We start from the raw sequence: 16444 nt of genomic DNA, 5'->3' as shown, positions 1-16444 counted from the left end.
CATGATACGCCCTTCGATCCGGCCACGCAGTTTCGCCTGTGTGGCCCGTCCGAAGCGCGTTTTGGCGCGTTTCGCGTGACGCCGCATGCGCCACTCGCAACAGCCGGCTTCGTGTTTCGTGGAAGCCGGCGCGGCGTCGTTCCGGACGCCTTAAGGACGCTTATGCAAAACCTGGTCAACGATGCCGTACGCTTGCGCGTCATCGCCCGACATGAAGTTGTCGCGGTCGGTGTCGCGTGCAATGCGCTCGACCGGCTGACCTGTGTGATGCGACAGCAATTGGTTCAGACGCTCCTTCAAGTACAGGATTTCCCGCGCTTGAATTTCGATGTCCGACGCCTGACCACGCGCGCCACCCAGCGGCTGGTGAATCATCACGCGCGCATTCGGCAACGCGACGCGCTTGCCCTTAGCGCCCGACGCCAGCAGGAACGCGCCCATGCTTGCGGCGAGCCCCATGCAAAGCGTGGTGACGTCGGGTTTGACGAATTGCATCGTATCGTAGATCGCCATGCCGGCTGAAACCGAGCCGCCCGGGCTATTGATGTAGAGGCTGATGTCCTTGTCCGGATTTTCGCTCTCGAGAAACAGCAACTGCGCGACGACAAGATTCGCCGACTGATCATTGACTTCGCCGACGAGAAACACCACGCGCTCTTTCAGGAGGCGCGAATAGATGTCATAGGCACGCTCGCCGCGGCCGCTGGTTTCCACGACCATCGGAACGAGGCCGAGCGCCTGGGCTTCGAAGTCCCGCGATGCGTGGGACGCCAGTGTGTCGAGCAATTCAGCGCGAAAGGTCATGCAATTTCCTTGTTCGGAATAGGGATACTGATCGACGAAGGAGCATCCGGTAGAACGGCATGCGTACGCACAAACTTTAATGCAAAAAAGGCGTGAGGGCCGTCAGTCCGACGACCCGCACGCCCCCGGGCTCTACGCGTCAGGCTTGCGCCGTTGCGCTGGCCAGTTCCTCGAAGCTGACTTCCTTGTCGGTCACCTTGGCCTTGCCGAGAACGAAATCGACGACGTTGCTTTCAACGACGTACGCTTCCATTTCGGAGAGGCGCTGCTGATTCGAATAATACCAGCGGACGACTTCCTTCGGGTCTTCGTAGCTCTTGGCGAATTCGTCCACTTCCGCGCGGATCTGCTCGGGCTTGGCCTGCAGTTCGTTGGCCTTCACCAGTTCTGCGAGCACGAGGCCCAGCTTCACGCGACGCTCGGCTTGTTCAGCGAACATTTCGGCGGGGATCGGTGCGTCGGCAGCGTTCGGCACGCCACGTTGTTGCAGATCCTGGCGCGCCATTTCGACGAGACGTTCCTGGTCCTGTTCGATCAGCGCCTTCGGCACGTCGAGTTCGGAAATCTTGAGCAACGCGTCCATGACCTGATTCTTCACGATCTGCTGCGTGCGGCGCTTTGCTTCGCGCTCGAGGTTGTCCTTGATCTCGCCGCGCATTTTCGTGAGATCGCCGTCTTCGATACCGAGCGACTTCGCGAATTCCGCGTCGATTTCCGGCAGATGCGGCCACTCGATCTTTTTCACGGTGACGGCGAACTGCGCGGTCTTGCCGGCGACGTCCTTGCCGTGATAGTCCTCGGGGAACGTAAGGTCGAACTCGCGCGTTTCGCCGACCTTCAGGCCGGTCGCTGCTTGTTCGAATTCCGGCAACATGCGGCCTTCGCCCAAGACGAACGCGAAGTCTTCCGCGCTGCCACCTTCGAACGGCACGCCGTCGAGCTTGCCGATGAAGTCCAGCGTGACGCGGTCGCCTTCCTTGGCCGCCGTGTCCGCGCCGCCGTCGCCATGCTCGCCGCCTTCGCCGCGCGCGTGGAAGTGCACGCGCTGCTTGCGAAGGATGTCGAGCGTACGGTCGACTTCGGCTTCGGAAATGGTCGTGACGGTGCGTTCGATTTCAGCGGTGGCGACGTCGCCGAGCTTCACTTCGGGATACACCTCGAAGGTCGCGTCGAATGCGTAGTCTTCCGCAGCGGCTTCGACCTTCGGCGCAAAGCTCGGCTGGCCCGCGACGCGCAGGTTTTCGGTGCGCGTGACGTCGAAGAATTCCTTGCCGACCTTGTCGCTCAGCACTTCGGCTTCGACCTGACCGCCGTATTGCTGCGTGACCATCTTGAGCGGCACCTTGCCCGGGCGGAAGCCCGGCATGCGCACGGTCTTGGCCAACTGGCGGATGCGCGAGTCCACTTCCTTCTGCACGGTGTCTTTCGGCAGCGAGATGGTGACGCGGCGTTCGAGCTTGCCGAGGTTTTCAACTACGTTAGCCATGGCTTCAATCGTCCTAGAGTATTCGGGTGTTCGGTGTTCGGTTCTTCCGCGGTTCTGGTTGCGCGGGTCCGGATGAGTTCTGCATGAGCCGCGCCGGGTGCGATGTCGGGCTTCGAAAACGCGCCGCCATGTCGAGACAAGGGAGCGCATCTCGCGACCGCCAGATGTTCGCCAACGCCGAGTCAGCCGGCAGAGCCAAGTATTCTAGCAAACAAATCGCGCGGCCTCTGACCACGAAACCCGCTTGGCCCGTTTCGAGCGATTTGCACGGTTTTTCAGCGCAATTCCACTCGAAATACACATTTTGAGTCCATCGGCGCGACACTGCGATGGCGGTTATCGCACCTTCGCTATTTTGCTGCGGGCGGAGCGCTGATAAGCTTGCCGGCGCGTGATTCACGAGAAGCGAAAGGAGCGCGCATTGCGTTGCGCGCTCGATTACCTCAACGCATGAAGCGCATGCGCCATACGCATGGCGACGCGCGATGCAATGCGCATACATCGGGCTTCGCTTCGGCTTTTCAACGTCCACTCACACAGAAAATATTCGAGACACCATGCCTAACGTCACGTCTGCCACGTCTGCCCCTGTCGTCGTCATCGCGCCCGATTCGTTCAAGGGTTCGCTTTCCGCCGAGGGCGTTGCCAACGCCATTGCAGAGGGCATTTTGCGCGCGCGTCCGGATGCCGAAATACGCATTCATCCAATGGCCGATGGCGGCGAAGGCACGCTCGACGCCATGCTCTCCGCAGGCGGCGAACGACGTCTGCTCAACGTGCGCGGCGCGGCTTCGGCCCGGCGCGACGCGGCGACCGGATTGCTGGCGGATGGCGGCGCGATCATCGAGACGGCCGAAGTAGTCGGCATCACGGACCCGGACGGCATGGCGACGCCCGTCACGGAGCGCAGCACGCTTGGCATGGGCGAGGCGATTCGCGCCCTGCTCGATTCGGGCGCGCGCACGTTCTACGTTGCGCTGGGCGGCAGCAGCACGAACGACGGCGGCGCGGGTCTGCTCGTCGGGCTCGGCTTGAAGCTTTTCGATGCGAACGGGCGCGAACTCGAGCCGGTGCCGTCGGCGTTGGCGAAGATCGCGCGTATCGATGCGTCGGGGCTCGATTCGCGCGTGAAGGAAGCGGAGTTCATCGGCATGTCGGACGTCGATAATCCGCTCACCGGCGAGCACGGCGCGACCGCGATCTTCGGTCCGCAGAAGGGCGTGACGCCGGAGCAAGTGGCGACCATCGATGCCGCCCTCGCGCATTTCGCGGATCAACTCGAACCGGCGATGGGAATCGTCAAGCGCGACGAGCCGGGCGCGGGCGCGGCGGGTGGTCTGGGTTTCGCGCTGCATATGCTGGGCGCGCGCTTCGAAACCGGCGCCGAAGTGGTTGCGCGCGAGATCGGACTGGATGCGGCACTCGAGGGCGCTGACTGGCTCATCACCGGCGAAGGCCGGTCGGACGTGCAGACGCTGCACGGCAAGGCGCCGTTCATCGCCTGCAGGCACGCGCGGGACGCAGGCGTGCCGGCGACGCTTTTGTCGGGCGCGGTGGATTCGGCGGCGCTGCCGCGTCTGTCGGAGTTTTTCAGCGGATGCTTTTCGCCCGCGCCCGGCCCGATCACGCTCGATGTCGCGATTCGCGATGCCGCGCGCTTGCTGGCGAACGAAGCGGAGCAGTTGACGCGGTTGAGGTTTGGAGCAAAGTGAAGGGTCGGTGCTTGCGAAATGGCAAGCGCCAACAAAAAACCCCTTTCAGAAACAAAGGGGTTTGTTTGGTGCGAGGAGCGGGACTCGAACCCGCACACCATTGCTGGCGTCAGGACCTAAACCTGGTGCGTCTACCAATTTCGCCATCCTCGCAGCACGACTTCGAGCGGGGTTTCGTTTTGCCGCGCAACCTTGGTTGCGTGGCGCCGCAAAGCGCCCGGCGCTGTTTCGCCGTGTTCGACACCGGTCCAGTGTGTCGAGCCCGAGATTCTAACGCATTCGTCTGGTGATGTCTGGGAAAATCCGTGACAGCTTTCTAGGGGCGTGATTTCGGCTCAGGGAAGGCATTGAATCTTCAGGAATCCTCGACGTCGATTGTTGCCAGGTTCAAGGATAGTCGCGTCTGTTGTGAGCCACCCGACAGCGAACGATTCAGGGCTCACGCATCCGTTCACGGTTCAAAGCGTCTCCTCCGGCGCGGCTCGTCAAATTGCGACGCGCGATCGAGTGCGAGAAGCCGCAGCGTGCATCGTCAGACGGACACGCCGCCCAACTCCACCATGACCACTTCGCCTTTGGCCTGCGAGCGTCCGGCGAAATCGATACCCGATTGCCCCATCAGCTTCCTGATCTCGTCAGGCATCCTTTCGCTTGCTTGCGCTGCCGCAATCGGCCTGTCGATATGCGACAGAAACTGCCGCACGCTAGATGGCGGCAGGAACACGAAAACGTTCAGCGGATAAGACAGCTTTGCATCGCTGGCGCGGTTGGCCGTGATGTGCAGTCCCATGGTCGGCGAGACGTGCATCTGACGCGGACACACTCGAAAATCGAAGCCGAAATCGCTTGCCACGCTTCTCAGGAGAAACGGCAGGCATCTGTCTCCAAACTGCTTGTTCTCGGTCTTGCTGAGGGCCATGGCAGCCTCCGGTGCGCGCGCGGTTCGTTCACGAGCGCCCAGTGTTGCGCGGCGCGAAAACGGCGTCGGTGGGTCGGCGCACATCCGCGTCGATCACCGTGCATCGGGAAGACGTTCGCCGCGCCTGGCAGCGGAGCCTTTCGCGGGCGGATAAAATAGGCGTCGCGTCACGTTCATGCGTCAGAACAATCAAAGCCGGACGCCCCGCCCCACTTGGCCTACCCCACAAGCTCAGTTCGTGAATTTCGACGATTATTGCCAGCAAAAAGCCGCGCCCGAAGGCTCGGGCACTTACTACGCGCTCCGTCGCGCGCCCACGGCGCGTCAGCCGCTTTTGAGCGCGCTCTATGCGTTGCGGCGCGAACTCGAAGAGACCGTGAAGGAAACGAGCGACCCGACCATCGGGCGGACCAAGCACGCGTGGTGGCAAAACGAACTAGGCAAGCTCGATGCCGGTGAACCCACGCATCCCGTGACGAAAGCCTTGCTGGCGCACGCACCGTCCGCGGCGCAACCCGTGCTCGAAGATGCGGGCCGCGCGCTGATCGATGGCTTCGGCATGGATCTCGATCAGGCGCGCTATCTGGACTGGCCAGGACTGCGTCGCTATCTGGAGCAGACTGGCGGCGCGTTCGGAACGGCGGTCGCGCGTGCGACCGCGCGCGATCCGGCGCAAGCCGCGTCGTGGGCGGCGCCGCTCGGTTCGGCGCTGTTGCTGGCCGAGCGCGTGCAGGAAATCGGCGACGACGCGCGACATGGACGCATCTACGTTCCTATCGACGAACTGCAGCGCTTCGGCGTGACGGCGGCGGACATCATCAATCGCAAATACAGCGATAGCTTCACGGAACTGATGCGCTTCCAGACCGAACGCGCCCGACGTGCGCTCGAAGATGCGCTTGCCGCAATACCGCCGGCCGAGCGTTCATCGCAACGTGTTTTGCGCTCGCAGGCGGCGCTGTCGCTTGCGCTGCTCGACGAGATCGAGCGCGAGGGTTTTCAGGTGCTGCACCAGCGGATAGCGCTAACGCCAATTCGGAAGCTCTGGATCACCTGGCGGACGCGATAGGTGCGTGGACAGCGCTTTTCATTGCTGTTGATTCTTCGGCGCGTCGATTGGACGCGGGGCGCAACGGGCTGACGTCGTCACCGCGATTCGAAGGCGCTCGTGAATACCGCCTCCGCCATTCGTGTCTGCAAACGGCCAATGCACGCGAATAAACCGCAGCGCTTGCGCAGCAGGCCCAATGCGGCTAGCGATCGGGTCGAACGCGTGAGCGGCGGCTCTTCAATGGCGCGAGCCGGAAACGGAAGACCGCTAGAACATAGCAATAACGTCTACGCACGAATCAATGGCAGCGCGTCCGAAGACGGCCCCAGGCTCGCCACCGATTCGAGCTCCGCGCACGCGCTCAGAACCGTCGCATAAACCCGCCTGAAGTCGATGCCGACGCTCACGCCGCCATCGACGTCCAAGTCATCCAAACGTGGCGCTGCCCCATACAGCCCGCCGCTCACGCTTCCACCCAACACAAATTGTGGTGCGGCCGCGCCGTGATCGGTGCCTCGCGCATCGTTTTCACGAGCGGAGCGCCCGAACTCCGAATGACTCATCACAAGCGTGCTGCGCCAGTCGCCCGACGCGATCAACGCGCGTCGCAACGAAGCGAGCCCGTCCGCAAGCTGCGCCAGCACACGCGCGTGCTTGGCCGCCTGATGCTCATGCGTATCGAACCCCGGTAGCGTAAGACGCACGAGCGCGACCTTGTCACGTTCAGCGCGCCCGACGATGAAACGCGACGCCGCATCGCATGAAGCGGCAAACGAAGCGCGTGCCTGCCCGATCCATTCGACCGCGCGGCTGGCATTTGCGAAAGGCCCCGCCTCCGCCGTGCCAACGACGCTCGCACGCGTTGCGTCCGAACGCGCAAGCCAGCCATCACGGCGATATTGGGCGGCGCTCGAAGCCGTATCCCAGATTTCGCGGGAGCGAAAATGCGAGCGGCTGGAGCTCGCATACCCCACGCCCTGGACGATGGCCAATTCGCGCGCTTCCCAAGCCGGCATCAACGCGAGCAAGGAAGGATGCAGCCCGGTTTGCTCATCAAGATGCAAGACATGCTCGCGCGGGATTGCAAGCGTCGGCCTGAGCGCGCGATAGCGATCATCGTTGAGCGGGATGACCGTGTTGAGGCCGTCATTGCCGCCGCTGAGTTCGACGAGCACGAACGTCTTGATCGAACGTCGCGCACGCGCCGTGGCGAATCCGTCCGCGCTCGCGCCACCTGCAAGCGCGCCGGCAATCTGCATGAAGCGGCGTCGGTTCATCGCGGCTCGCGCTCAACGCTTGTAGAGATCGCGCACGGCCTCTTCGATATGTTGACGCAAGAGGCGCCGCTCATCGGCGGTCATGACGGTATGGCGCGGAGGACGCGCGGGCGGTGCCTGATCGACCTGCTGAACAGGCTGCATCGTGGCGGCTTTGGTGTCGCGGTCGGGAAAATTGCCGTTCTTGGACGAGCGCTGCTGCGCGCGAATCATACGGCCGTCGAAGCGATTCGGCCGGGTGTCGGACGTGGTGTCGAAAGCGGTTGAGGGACGCGCGAAGCCCGGCGTCTGGGCGAAAACATGGTGCGTGCTCAGGATGGCGCAGAGCGCGCTGGCGAGAAGCGTTAGTTTGAAGATGCGCTCGACGCGCACGGGTCCGCGTTGCCGCGCTCCCAACATGTTTTTCCCTTCGTTGCTCGACAACCGGACAGCCTCATTCTTTTAGCGCACGTCTCAAAAGGCTTGGTCCGGCCAAATGACGCGCTGGTCTAATGGAGTATCTACCGAATGGCGGGCTTAGGTAAGGGAGTGTACGCATAGAACCTTTTGGGCGTGCCACAGTCGCCGTAAATTTTGTAACGGACTGTTACACTCGCTTTTGTTACAAACTCGACGATTGAACAAACGCGCTAAGATGCCGCCATGGAAACCAAGAACCCATCCAAAATTCTCGTCGTCGACGACGACCCGCGCCTGCGCGATTTGCTGCGCCGTTATCTGGGCGAGCAAGGCTTCAACGTGTATGTCGCGGAAAACGCGCCGTCGATGAACAAACTCTGGGTGCGCGAGCGCTTCGATCTGCTCGTGCTCGACCTCATGCTGCCCGGCGAAGACGGTCTTTCCATCTGCCGCCGGCTGCGCGGAAGCAACGACCGCACGCCGATAATCATGTTGACGGCGAAGGGCGAGGACGTGGACCGCATCGTCGGTCTGGAAATGGGCGCGGACGACTACTTGCCGAAGCCGTTCAATCCGCGCGAGCTCGTCGCGCGCATTCACGCGGTGCTGCGCCGCCAGACGCCGTCGGAGTTGCCGGGCGCGCCGTCCGAAACCACCGAGGTATTCGAGTTCGGTGAATTCGCGCTGAATCTCGCCACGCGCACGCTTACCAAGAACGGCCAGGAGATTCCGCTGACCACGGGCGAATTCTCGGTGCTGAAGGTGTTTGCACGGCATCCGCGTCAGCCGCTCTCGCGCGAAAAGCTGATGGAACTCGCGCGCGGCCGTGAATACGAAGTGTTCGACCGCAGTCTCGACGTACAGATTTCCCGCCTGCGCAAGCTGATCGAGCCGGACCCGAGCAGCCCGCGTTTCATCCAAACGGTGTGGGGCCTGGGCTACGTGTTCATTCCCGACGGCGCGGCCTGATGCCTCATGCTTTGACGCGAGTCCGCCACGCTTTTTTTTCCTCCATCGAGCCGAACCCGATAGACCCATGCGCATCGACAGGCGGCTACTGGCGCTTGCGTTCGGCGGCCTGTTCTGGCGAACCTTCGCGCTGATCGCGCTGCTCATCGCGGTCAGTCTCACGGCATGGTTCCAGAGCTTTCGAGTGATCGAGCGGGAGCCGCGCGCGCAGCGCGTGGCGCTTCAGCTCGTCGCCGTGGTCAAGCTCACGCGCACGGCCCTGCTCTATTCCGATCCCGATCTTCGTCGCGCGCTCCTGCAGGATCTGGAGAGCAACGAAGGCGTGCGCGTGTATCCGCGTGAGACCACCGACAAATACCGCCTGCAGCCGGATGAATCGCTCAACCGTCTGATCGAGCGCGACGTGCGCGGACGCCTTGGCAACGACACGATCATCGCGCAATCCGTGAACGAGATTCCCGGCGTGTGGATCAGCTTCAAGATCGACGACGACGACTATTGGGTTGCGCTCGACCGCGATCAACTGGATACCGTCACCGGTCTGCAATGGGCCGGCTGGGGGGTTTTCGCGCTCGCGCTGTCGCTCTTCGGCGCGGCGTTCATCACGAGTCTCGTGAACCGGCCGTTCGCGCGACTGGCGCTCGCCGCGCGCAAGGTCGGTTCGGGACAATCGCCCGAGCCCTTGCCGGAGCGCGGCATGGGCGTCGCCGCGGAAACCAATCGAAGCTTCAACCAGATGGTGCAAGACCTCGAACAGCTCGAAGCGGACCGCGCGCTGATGCTCGCGGGCATTTCGCACGATCTGCGCACGCCGCTCGCGCGTTTGCGGCTCGAAACCGAAATGAGCCCTTCGGACGAAGCCACCAAGCTCGCGATGATCGACGACATCGAACAGATGGACATGATCATCGGGCGCTTCCTCGACTACGCGCGGCCGATGCAGCGCATGCCCGAGGCCGTCGATCTCTCGATGATCGCGAGCGAACTCGTCGCGCGCTTCCAGGCCGACGAAGGCGTCGTGATGCGCACCGACCTCGCGCCCGGCGCGGTGATCGAAGGCGACCCGACGGATGCGCGCCGCGTGGTCGGCAATCTGCTCGAAAACGCGCGCAAGTACGGGCGCAGCGAGCAGGACGACATCGCGCGGATCACCGTGCTTACGCGCGTCACGCACGGCAAGGTCGAACTCTCGGTGATGGACGAAGGCCGCGGCATCCCCGACGATCAGGTCGCGCTCATCACACGGCCCTTCTATCGTGTCGACGCCGCGCGCACGCAGGCGAACGGCACGGGTCTCGGCATGGCGATCGTGCAGCGGCTCGTCTCGCGTCAGCGCGGCACGTTGCGCCTGCGCAATCGCACGCCGCTTGCGGGCTTCGAAGTCACCATCGATTTCCCGGTGATGAAAGGCGCACGTTTCGACGGCGTCTGACACCTCCCGCGTTTCCTGGAAATTCGTCAAAAACTATTTGAAGTTATAGTCAAATACTATTGCTTCGATTTAGTGATACGCTTAATATGGATTTGTGCAGCGCGATGGCATGACGATTGTTTTCATGTCCGCGTTACGAAGATTCAGTAGCCTCATTTTGCGTTTGTCCTTTCAACGAACACAGGAGTCACTGCATGAAGACCGTTGGCGATAAAGTCGAAGCATTCACCGTCACCGCTGCCAAGCCGGGTTTCAATCACCACGAAGAAAACGGCCAGTCGGCATTCGAAGAAATCACCGAGCAGTCGTTTCCGGGCAAGTGGAAAATCATCTACTTCTACCCGAAGGACTTCACGTTCGTCTGCCCGACTGAGATCGTCGAGTTCGGCAAGCTGGCAAAGGACTTTGAAGACCGCGACGCCATTTTGCTCGGCGGCAGCGTCGACAACGAGTTCGTCAAGCTCGCATGGCGTCGTGAGCACAAGGACCTGAACAAGCTGAACCACTACTCGTTCGGCGACGTGAAGGGCGAACTCATCGACCAGCTCGGCGTGCGCGACAAGGAAGCCGGCGTGGCGCTGCGCGCGACGTTCATCGTCGATCCCGACAACGTCATTCAGCACGTCTCGGTCAATAACCTGAACGTCGGCCGCAATCCGGAAGAAGTGCTGCGTATTCTCGACGGCCTGCAAACGGACGAACTCTGCCCGTGCAATCGCGCGGTCGGCGGCTCGACGCTCTGATCGCACGAGCCTTTAAGCGCCTCAGGCAACGCCCGTAGCCCGCCCTCTTTCGAGCGCCCGCTCGGAAGCCGGCGGGCTTTATTGACGCCATCGAATAAGGAGAACGCATGGAATTCCTGTCATCGATCAAGGAGCTGGTGCCGGACTACGCGAAAGACATTCGCCTGAATGTCGACGGGACGATCGCCCGTTCGTCGCTGGAAGGCAACGACGCGGTCGGCGTCGCGCTCGCCGCCGCGTATGCCGCGAAGGCGACGAAGATCGTGAATATCATCCGCGAGTCGGGTGTCATGGCGCCGGAAGAAGTCAATGCCGCGCTCACGGCGTCCGCGCTGATGGGCATGAACAACGTCTGGTATCCGTACCTGGAGATGGCCGACAACGCCGATCTCAAGACGCAGCCGGCTGGACTGCGCATGAACGCGTATGCATCGCACGGCGGCGTCGACAAGCGGCGCTTCGAGATGTACGCGCTCGCGGCGTCGATCATCGGCAAGTGTCACTTCTGCGTGAAGTCGCACTACCAGAATCTCGTCACCGAAGGCATGTCGACGACCCAGTTGCGCGATGTCGGGCGCATCGCGGCCGTGATCAACGCGGTGGCGCTCGCCATCGAGGCCGAGGCGAAGTAAGCCCTTGACGCCACGCGCGCGTGGCGTTCGATTTCAACTATCGATCGACGTGCGCCGCAACAGCACCGCGGCCTGCGCCTCGATACCTTCCTTGCGGCCGAGATAGCCGAGCTTTTCGTTGGTCTTCGCTTTCACGTTGACGCGATCGACGGCCAAGTCCAAGTCTTCCGCGATATTCGCGCGCATCGCCTCGATGTGCGGCGCGAGCTTCGGCGCCTGCGCGATGATCGTGCTGTCGATATTGGCGATGGCGAAACCCGCTTCCGACACGCGCTTGAACGCTTCGCGCAGCAGCACGCGGCTGTCGGCGCCGGCGAATTCCGTCGCGGTATCCGGAAAGTGCCGGCCGATATCGCCGAGCGATGCCGCGCCGAAGAGCGCGTCGGTGATGGCGTGCAGCAGCACGTCCGCGTCCGAATGGCCGAGCAGGCCGCGTTCGTAGGGAATCGTCACGCCGCCAATGATGAGCGGGCGGCCCTCGACGAGTTGATGTACGTCGTATCCCTGTCCGATTCTGAAATCCATCGATGCAACCTTGCTGTAGAAAGTGTGTGTCGGAGCCGTCAGGCCTTCGTGGCGAGCATCGCGCCCGCGAGCGCGAAGTCTTCCGGATAGGTCACCTTGAAGTTGCGCAGGCTGCCCTGAACTAATCGCGGCGAATGGCCGAGCCATTCGATTGCGCTCGCTTCGTCCGTGAGATCGTGACCGTCGTGACGCGCACGTTCGATCGCTTCGCGCAACATGCCGAGGCGGAACATCTGCGGCGTTTGCGCCTGCCAGAGCCCGTCGCGCGATTCCGTGCGGGCGACGCGCGGGTGGTCATCCGCTGCATCGGGCATGCTCGGTGCGACCCGTTTCAGCGTATCCGCGACCGGCAATGCGAGAATGCCGCCCACGGCGTCGTGACGCAGGGCGCCGACGAGCTTGCGAATCAGTTCCGGCGTGATGCCGGGACGCGCGGCGTCGTGGACGAGCACCCAGTCGTCGTCGCGTGCGCCGAAATCGGCCAGCGCGACGAGACCGTTATACACCGATGCCTGTCGTGAAGCCCCGCCGCAGCGCTGCACCGCGAAGCGCAGGCCGGCAAAGCGGCGCGCATCGAAATGATGATCGTCGGGAGCAAGTACGACGAGGGTCTGCGAGAATTCGGAACACGCGTCGAAGGCGGATAACGTGTAACCAAGCATCGGGCGGCCCGCGACGGTCTGATATTGCTTCGGCATGGGTGCGCCGGAGCGGCTGCCGTTGCCGGCGCACGGAATCAGCGCGAACAGGCGCGACGTAGTGGCGGGTGAAATCGATGGCGCAGTAGACGGCGCATTTGACGAATTTGCAGTCGTAGTCACGGGCAGATCACTGAGCCAGGTCAAAGTGGAGCCCGGATTTTATAATAGGTCTTTAGCGACCACGTCCGGCCCGTCCTCGAAGAGGGCGAAAGAGCCGACGGTTAATTGCATATATATGTCCTCGAAAGCCGTCAACGCGCAGTCCAGTTCTCCCATCCCGCTCGTGAAGGCGGGTCAGCGCTTTGTCTTCGACGGCGCGCCCGGTTCATCCGATGCCCTCGCCATCGCGCGTTATTACACGGCAAATCGCGAGTCCGTGCGGCTCTTGACGGTGCTCTGCGCAAGCGCGGTCGATGCGCAACGCCTCGCAACCGAAATCCCCTATTTCGCGCCGGATGCCCGCGTGCGTCTCTTGCCGGACTGGGAAACGCTGCCGTACGACACGTTCTCGCCGCATCAGGACCTCGTATCCGAGCGTCTCGCGACGCTGCACGATCTGGGCGAAGGACGTTGCGACATCCTGCTCGTGCCGGCGACCACGGCGCTTTATCGCATGCCGCCCGCGTCGTTTCTCGCGGCTTACACGTTTTCATTTACGCAGGGCGAGCGCCTCGACGAAAGCAAGCTCAAGGCGCAGTTGACGCTCGCGGGTTACGAGCACGTGAGTCAGGTCGTGCGTCCCGGCGAATATTGCGTGCGCGGCTCGCTGATCGACCTTTATCCAATGGGCTCGCCGCTGCCGTATCGCCTCGACTTGTTCGACGATCAGGTCGATTCCATCCGCGCCTTCGATCCCGACACGCAACGCAGCCTGTATCCCGTGCGCGACGTGCGCCTGTTGCCGGGCCGCGAATTTCCGTTCGACGAAGCCGCGCGCACCGCGTTTCGCAGCCGCTGGCGCGAAGTGTTCGAGGGCGATCCGAGCCGCTCGCAGATTTACAAGGACATCGGCAGCGGCGTGCCGTCGGCGGGCATCGAATATTACTTGCCGCTCTTCTTTGACGACACCGCAACCCTCTTTCACTATCTGCCGGAGAACTCGCAACTCGCGTTCGTCGGCGACATGGATGCCGCGATCAAACGCTTCACGGCCGACACGAAGCAGCGCTACAACTTTCTTTCGCATGATCGCGAGCGGCCTTTGCTCGAACCGCGCCGCCTCTTTCTAAGCGACGACGACTTCTTCACGTTCGCCAAGCCGTTCGCGCAACTGAAGTTCCCGGCGTCGCCCGAAGGCGGCTGGGCCGTGCCGCTGCCAGGGCTTGCTATCGACCGCCACGCGGACGAACCGTTGCTCGCGCTGCGCCATTATCTGGAGCAGACCGAAAACCGCGTGATGCTGGTCGCGGAATCGGCGGGACGGCGCGAAGCCATCCAGCAATTGCTCGTCGATAACGGCCTGCGCGGCGAACTGCGCGACACGTTCCAGGAATGGCTCGGCGCGGATGCCAAATTCACGCTCGGCATAGCGCCGCTGGCGAACGGTTTTTCGTTGCCGGAAGCGAAGCTGTCTATCGTCACCGAGACCGAGCTCTACGGGCCGCTCGCGCGCCGCGCAGGACGCCGCCGCCAGGAACAGGCGAGCAATGTCGATTCGATGGTGCGCGATCTCGCCGAATTGAAAATCGGCGATCCGGTGGTGCACGCGCAGCATGGCATCGGCCGATACATGGGTCTCGTGTCCATGGACCTCGGCGAAGGCGAAACCGAGTTTCTGCACCTCGAATACCAGAACGACGCCAAGCTCTACGTGCCCGTCGCGTTGTTGCATGTGATCTCGCGCTATAGCGGCGCCGATCCCGAAAGCGCCCCGCTCCACACGCTCGGTTCGGGCCAATGGGAAAAAGCCAAACGCAAGGCCGCGCAGCAGATTCGCGATACCGCAGCCGAACTGCTCAACCTCTACGCCCGCCGCGCCGCGCGCGAAGGCTACGCGTTCAAGCTCGATCCACGCGACTACGTGAAGTTCGCCGAGAGCTTCGGCTTCGAGGAAACGCCCGACCAGGGCGCCGCGATTGCCGCGGTCATCGGCGACATGACGAGCGGCAAGCCGATGGATCGGCTCGTGTGCGGCGATGTCGGCTTCGGCAAGACGGAAGTGGCCTTGCGCGCGGCGTTCATCGCGGTGATGGCGGGCAAGCAAGTGGCGATACTTTCCCCCACCACGCTGCTCGCCGAACAGCATACGCAGACTTTCACCGACCGCTTTTCCGACTGGCCCGTGCGGATTGCCGAACTGTCGCGCTTCAAGAGTTCGAAGGAAGTCACGCAGTCGATCGCGCAGATCAACGAAGGCAGTGTGGACATCGTCATCGGCACGCACAAGCTGTTGTCGTCGGATGTGAAGTTCAAGCGGCTCGGGCTCGTGATCATCGACGAGGAACATCGCTTCGGTGTGCGGCAGAAGGAAGCGCTCAAGGCGTTGCGTGCGGAAGTGGATGTACTCACGCTCACCGCGACGCCCATTCCACGCACGCTCGGCATGGCGCTCGAAGGCCTGCGCGACTTCTCCGTGATCGCGACCGCGCCGCAGAAGCGCCTTGCCATCAAGACCTTCGTGCGGCGCGAGGAAGACGGCGTCATTCGCGAAGCCATGCTGCGCGAGCTGAAACGCGGCGGGCAAGTCTACTTCCTGCATAACGAAGTGGAAACCATCGAGAATCGCCGTTCCATGCTCGAAGCACTCGTGCCCGAAGCGCGCATTGCCGTGGCGCACGGCCAGATGCACGAGCGCGAACTCGAACGCGTGATGCGCGATTTCGTCGGCCAGCTCGCGAACGTGCTGCTGTGCACGACCATCATCGAAACGGGTATCGACGTGCCGAGCGCGAACACCATCATCATGCATCGCTCGGACAAGTTTGGACTCGCGCAGCTGCACCAACTGCGCGGGCGTGTCGGGCGTTCGCACCATCAGGCTTATGCGTATCTGCTCGTGCACGACCCGCAGTCGCTGACCAAGCAGGCGCAGCGCCGGCTCGAAGCCATTCAGCAGATGGAGGAACTCGGCTCGGGCTTCTATCTGGCCATGCACGACCTCGAGATTCGCGGCACGGGCGAAGTGCTCGGCGACAAGCAATCGGGCGAGATTCACGAGATCGGTTTTCAGCTTTACACCGACATGCTCAACGACGCCGTGCGCGCACTGAAGGAAGGCCGCGAGCCGGATCTCAACGCGCCGCTCGCCGCCACGACCGAGATCAATCTGCACGCACCGGCCATCTTGCCCGCCGACTATTGCGCGGACGTACAAGAGCGTCTTTCGCTCTACAAGCGGCTTGCGAACTGCGAATCGAGCGATGCCATCGACGGCATTCTCGAAGAGCTCGTCGACCGCTTCGGCAAGTTGCCGCCGCAAGCGCATGCGCTCGTGGAGACGCATCGGTTGCGGCTTGCGGCGAAGCCGCTCGGTATCTCGAAGATCGACGCCAACGAGAGTTCCATCGGCTTGCAGTTCGTGCCGAATCCGCCTGTCGATGCCATGAAGATCATCGAGATGGTGCAGAAGAACAAGCACATCAAGCTCGCGGGACAGGACAAGTTGCGCATCGAAACGCGCAGCCCCGATCTCGCGGTGCGCATTGCCACGGTGAAGGAAACGTTGCGAGCGCTCGGCGCGCCGGTGCGGCAGTCGGCGGCCGTGGCGCGCTAGGTTCATCCGGCGCGTGGGTATCGACGGGAGGCACGGCGCGCGCATCGATCGGAAGACGGATCAAGCGCCGCGCCCGGCGCAC

The 16444-nt window shown here is 62.7% G+C and carries 14 protein-coding genes and 1 tRNA gene; 7 read left to right on the top strand and 8 right to left on the bottom strand.

Annotated features, from left to right (window positions below):
* Positions 1 to 150 precede the first annotated feature (150 nt).
* Positions 151 to 804 (bottom strand): ATP-dependent Clp endopeptidase proteolytic subunit ClpP, encoded by a 654-nt coding sequence (clpP, locus tag P9292_RS34985; RefSeq protein WP_244827926.1) that lies wholly within the window; start codon positions 802 to 804, stop codon positions 151 to 153.
* Between the two features lie 139 nt (positions 805 to 943).
* Entirely contained in the window at positions 944 to 2290 is a 1347-nt protein-coding gene (gene tig, locus P9292_RS34980; protein WP_250509030.1) for a trigger factor, read from the bottom strand.
* Positions 2291 to 2847: 557 nt separating this feature from the next.
* Here tig and P9292_RS34975 point away from each other — a divergent pair.
* The gene (locus P9292_RS34975; protein WP_250509031.1) at positions 2848 to 4002 is read left to right on the top strand and encodes a glycerate kinase; all 1155 of its coding nucleotides are present in this window, start codon (positions 2848 to 2850) and stop codon (positions 4000 to 4002) included.
* Between the two features lie 66 nt (positions 4003 to 4068).
* Here P9292_RS34975 and P9292_RS34970 read toward each other — a convergent pair.
* Together P9292_RS34970 and P9292_RS34965 are read right to left on the bottom strand one after the other, a co-directional pair.
* Positions 4069 to 4155: transfer RNA gene (locus P9292_RS34970), tRNA-Leu, on the bottom strand.
* Between the two features lie 379 nt (positions 4156 to 4534).
* Positions 4535 to 4921 carry a hypothetical protein gene (locus tag P9292_RS34965; RefSeq protein WP_250464820.1) on the bottom strand — a complete coding sequence of 129 codons (387 nt, stop codon included), beginning with the start codon at positions 4919 to 4921 and terminating at the stop codon, positions 4535 to 4537.
* A 238-nt stretch (positions 4922 to 5159) separates the two neighbouring features.
* Between P9292_RS34965 and P9292_RS34960 the strand changes: the two genes are divergently transcribed.
* Complete coding sequence (locus P9292_RS34960) at positions 5160 to 5990, top strand: squalene/phytoene synthase family protein (protein WP_244827930.1); 831 nt, start codon at positions 5160 to 5162, stop codon at positions 5988 to 5990.
* 269 nt (positions 5991 to 6259) lie between these two features.
* Here the strand turns inward: P9292_RS34960 and P9292_RS34955 are convergent, their stop codons facing one another.
* Positions 6260 to 7249, bottom strand: coding sequence for a DUF1501 domain-containing protein (locus P9292_RS34955; protein WP_309963693.1), 990 nt, complete (start codon positions 7247 to 7249; stop codon positions 6260 to 6262).
* A 12-nt stretch (positions 7250 to 7261) separates the two neighbouring features.
* Entirely contained in the window at positions 7262 to 7648 is a 387-nt protein-coding gene (locus P9292_RS34950; protein ID WP_284503086.1) for a hypothetical protein, read from the bottom strand.
* A 243-nt stretch (positions 7649 to 7891) separates the two neighbouring features.
* Between P9292_RS34950 and ompR the strand changes: the two genes are divergently transcribed.
* The 4 genes from ompR (at position 7892) to P9292_RS34930 (ending at position 11424) form a co-directional block, all read left to right on the top strand.
* Positions 7892 to 8617, top strand: coding sequence for a two-component system response regulator OmpR (gene ompR / locus P9292_RS34945; protein ID WP_008349770.1), 726 nt, complete (start codon positions 7892 to 7894; stop codon positions 8615 to 8617).
* A gap of 67 nt (positions 8618 to 8684) precedes the next feature.
* On the top strand, positions 8685 to 10049 hold the full coding sequence (locus tag P9292_RS34940; RefSeq protein ID WP_244827933.1) for an ATP-binding protein: 1365 nt from the start codon (positions 8685 to 8687) through the stop codon (positions 10047 to 10049).
* A 194-nt stretch (positions 10050 to 10243) separates the two neighbouring features.
* The gene (locus P9292_RS34935; protein WP_244827934.1) at positions 10244 to 10792 is read left to right on the top strand and encodes a peroxiredoxin; all 549 of its coding nucleotides are present in this window, start codon (positions 10244 to 10246) and stop codon (positions 10790 to 10792) included.
* 107 nt (positions 10793 to 10899) lie between these two features.
* The gene (locus P9292_RS34930; protein ID WP_244827935.1) at positions 10900 to 11424 is read left to right on the top strand and encodes a carboxymuconolactone decarboxylase family protein; all 525 of its coding nucleotides are present in this window, start codon (positions 10900 to 10902) and stop codon (positions 11422 to 11424) included.
* 33 nt (positions 11425 to 11457) lie between these two features.
* Here P9292_RS34930 and ispF read toward each other — a convergent pair whose 3' ends face one another.
* A complete protein-coding gene (ispF, locus tag P9292_RS34925; protein ID WP_244827936.1) occupies positions 11458 to 11949 on the bottom strand; it encodes a 2-C-methyl-D-erythritol 2,4-cyclodiphosphate synthase in 492 nt (163 codons plus the stop codon).
* A 38-nt stretch (positions 11950 to 11987) separates the two neighbouring features.
* Complete coding sequence (gene ispD, locus P9292_RS34920) at positions 11988 to 12647, bottom strand: 2-C-methyl-D-erythritol 4-phosphate cytidylyltransferase (RefSeq protein ID WP_284507717.1); 660 nt, start codon at positions 12645 to 12647, stop codon at positions 11988 to 11990.
* Between the two features lie 238 nt (positions 12648 to 12885).
* Here ispD and mfd point away from each other — a divergent pair, with 238 nt between their 5' ends.
* Positions 12886 to 16362, top strand: a complete 3477-nt coding sequence (gene mfd, locus P9292_RS34915; RefSeq protein ID WP_309963690.1) for a transcription-repair coupling factor — start codon at positions 12886 to 12888, stop codon at positions 16360 to 16362.
* Positions 16363 to 16444: the final 82 nt, after the last annotated feature.

Source organism: Caballeronia sp. LZ001, assembly GCF_031450875.1.
In the GTDB taxonomy this organism is placed as follows: domain Bacteria; phylum Pseudomonadota; class Gammaproteobacteria; order Burkholderiales; family Burkholderiaceae; genus Caballeronia.
The sequence above is the reverse complement of the archived record's forward strand: the minus strand, read 5'-3'. Positions and strand labels throughout refer to the sequence as shown.

Coding starts and splice junctions, on each gene's coding strand:
- clpP (WP_244827926.1), bottom strand. CDS start 804: ATGACCTTTCGCGCTGAATTGCTCGACACACTGGCGTCCCACGCATCG.
- tig (WP_250509030.1), bottom strand. CDS start 2,290: ATGGCTAACGTAGTTGAAAACCTCGGCAAGCTCGAACGCCGCGTCACC.
- P9292_RS34975 (WP_250509031.1), top strand. CDS start 2,848: ATGCCTAACGTCACGTCTGCCACGTCTGCCCCTGTCGTCGTCATCGCG.
- P9292_RS34965 (WP_250464820.1), bottom strand. CDS start 4,921: ATGGCCCTCAGCAAGACCGAGAACAAGCAGTTTGGAGACAGATGCCTG.
- P9292_RS34955 (WP_309963693.1), bottom strand. CDS start 7,249: ATGAACCGACGCCGCTTCATGCAGATTGCCGGCGCGCTTGCAGGTGGC.
- P9292_RS34950 (WP_284503086.1), bottom strand. CDS start 7,648: ATGTTGGGAGCGCGGCAACGCGGACCCGTGCGCGTCGAGCGCATCTTC.
- ompR (WP_008349770.1), top strand. CDS start 7,892: ATGGAAACCAAGAACCCATCCAAAATTCTCGTCGTCGACGACGACCCG.
- P9292_RS34940 (WP_244827933.1), top strand. CDS start 8,685: ATGCGCATCGACAGGCGGCTACTGGCGCTTGCGTTCGGCGGCCTGTTC.
- P9292_RS34935 (WP_244827934.1), top strand. CDS start 10,244: ATGAAGACCGTTGGCGATAAAGTCGAAGCATTCACCGTCACCGCTGCC.
- P9292_RS34930 (WP_244827935.1), top strand. CDS start 10,900: ATGGAATTCCTGTCATCGATCAAGGAGCTGGTGCCGGACTACGCGAAA.
- ispF (WP_244827936.1), bottom strand. CDS start 11,949: ATGGATTTCAGAATCGGACAGGGATACGACGTACATCAACTCGTCGAG.
- ispD (WP_284507717.1), bottom strand. CDS start 12,647: ATGCCGAAGCAATATCAGACCGTCGCGGGCCGCCCGATGCTTGGTTAC.
- mfd (WP_309963690.1), top strand. CDS start 12,886: ATGTCCTCGAAAGCCGTCAACGCGCAGTCCAGTTCTCCCATCCCGCTC.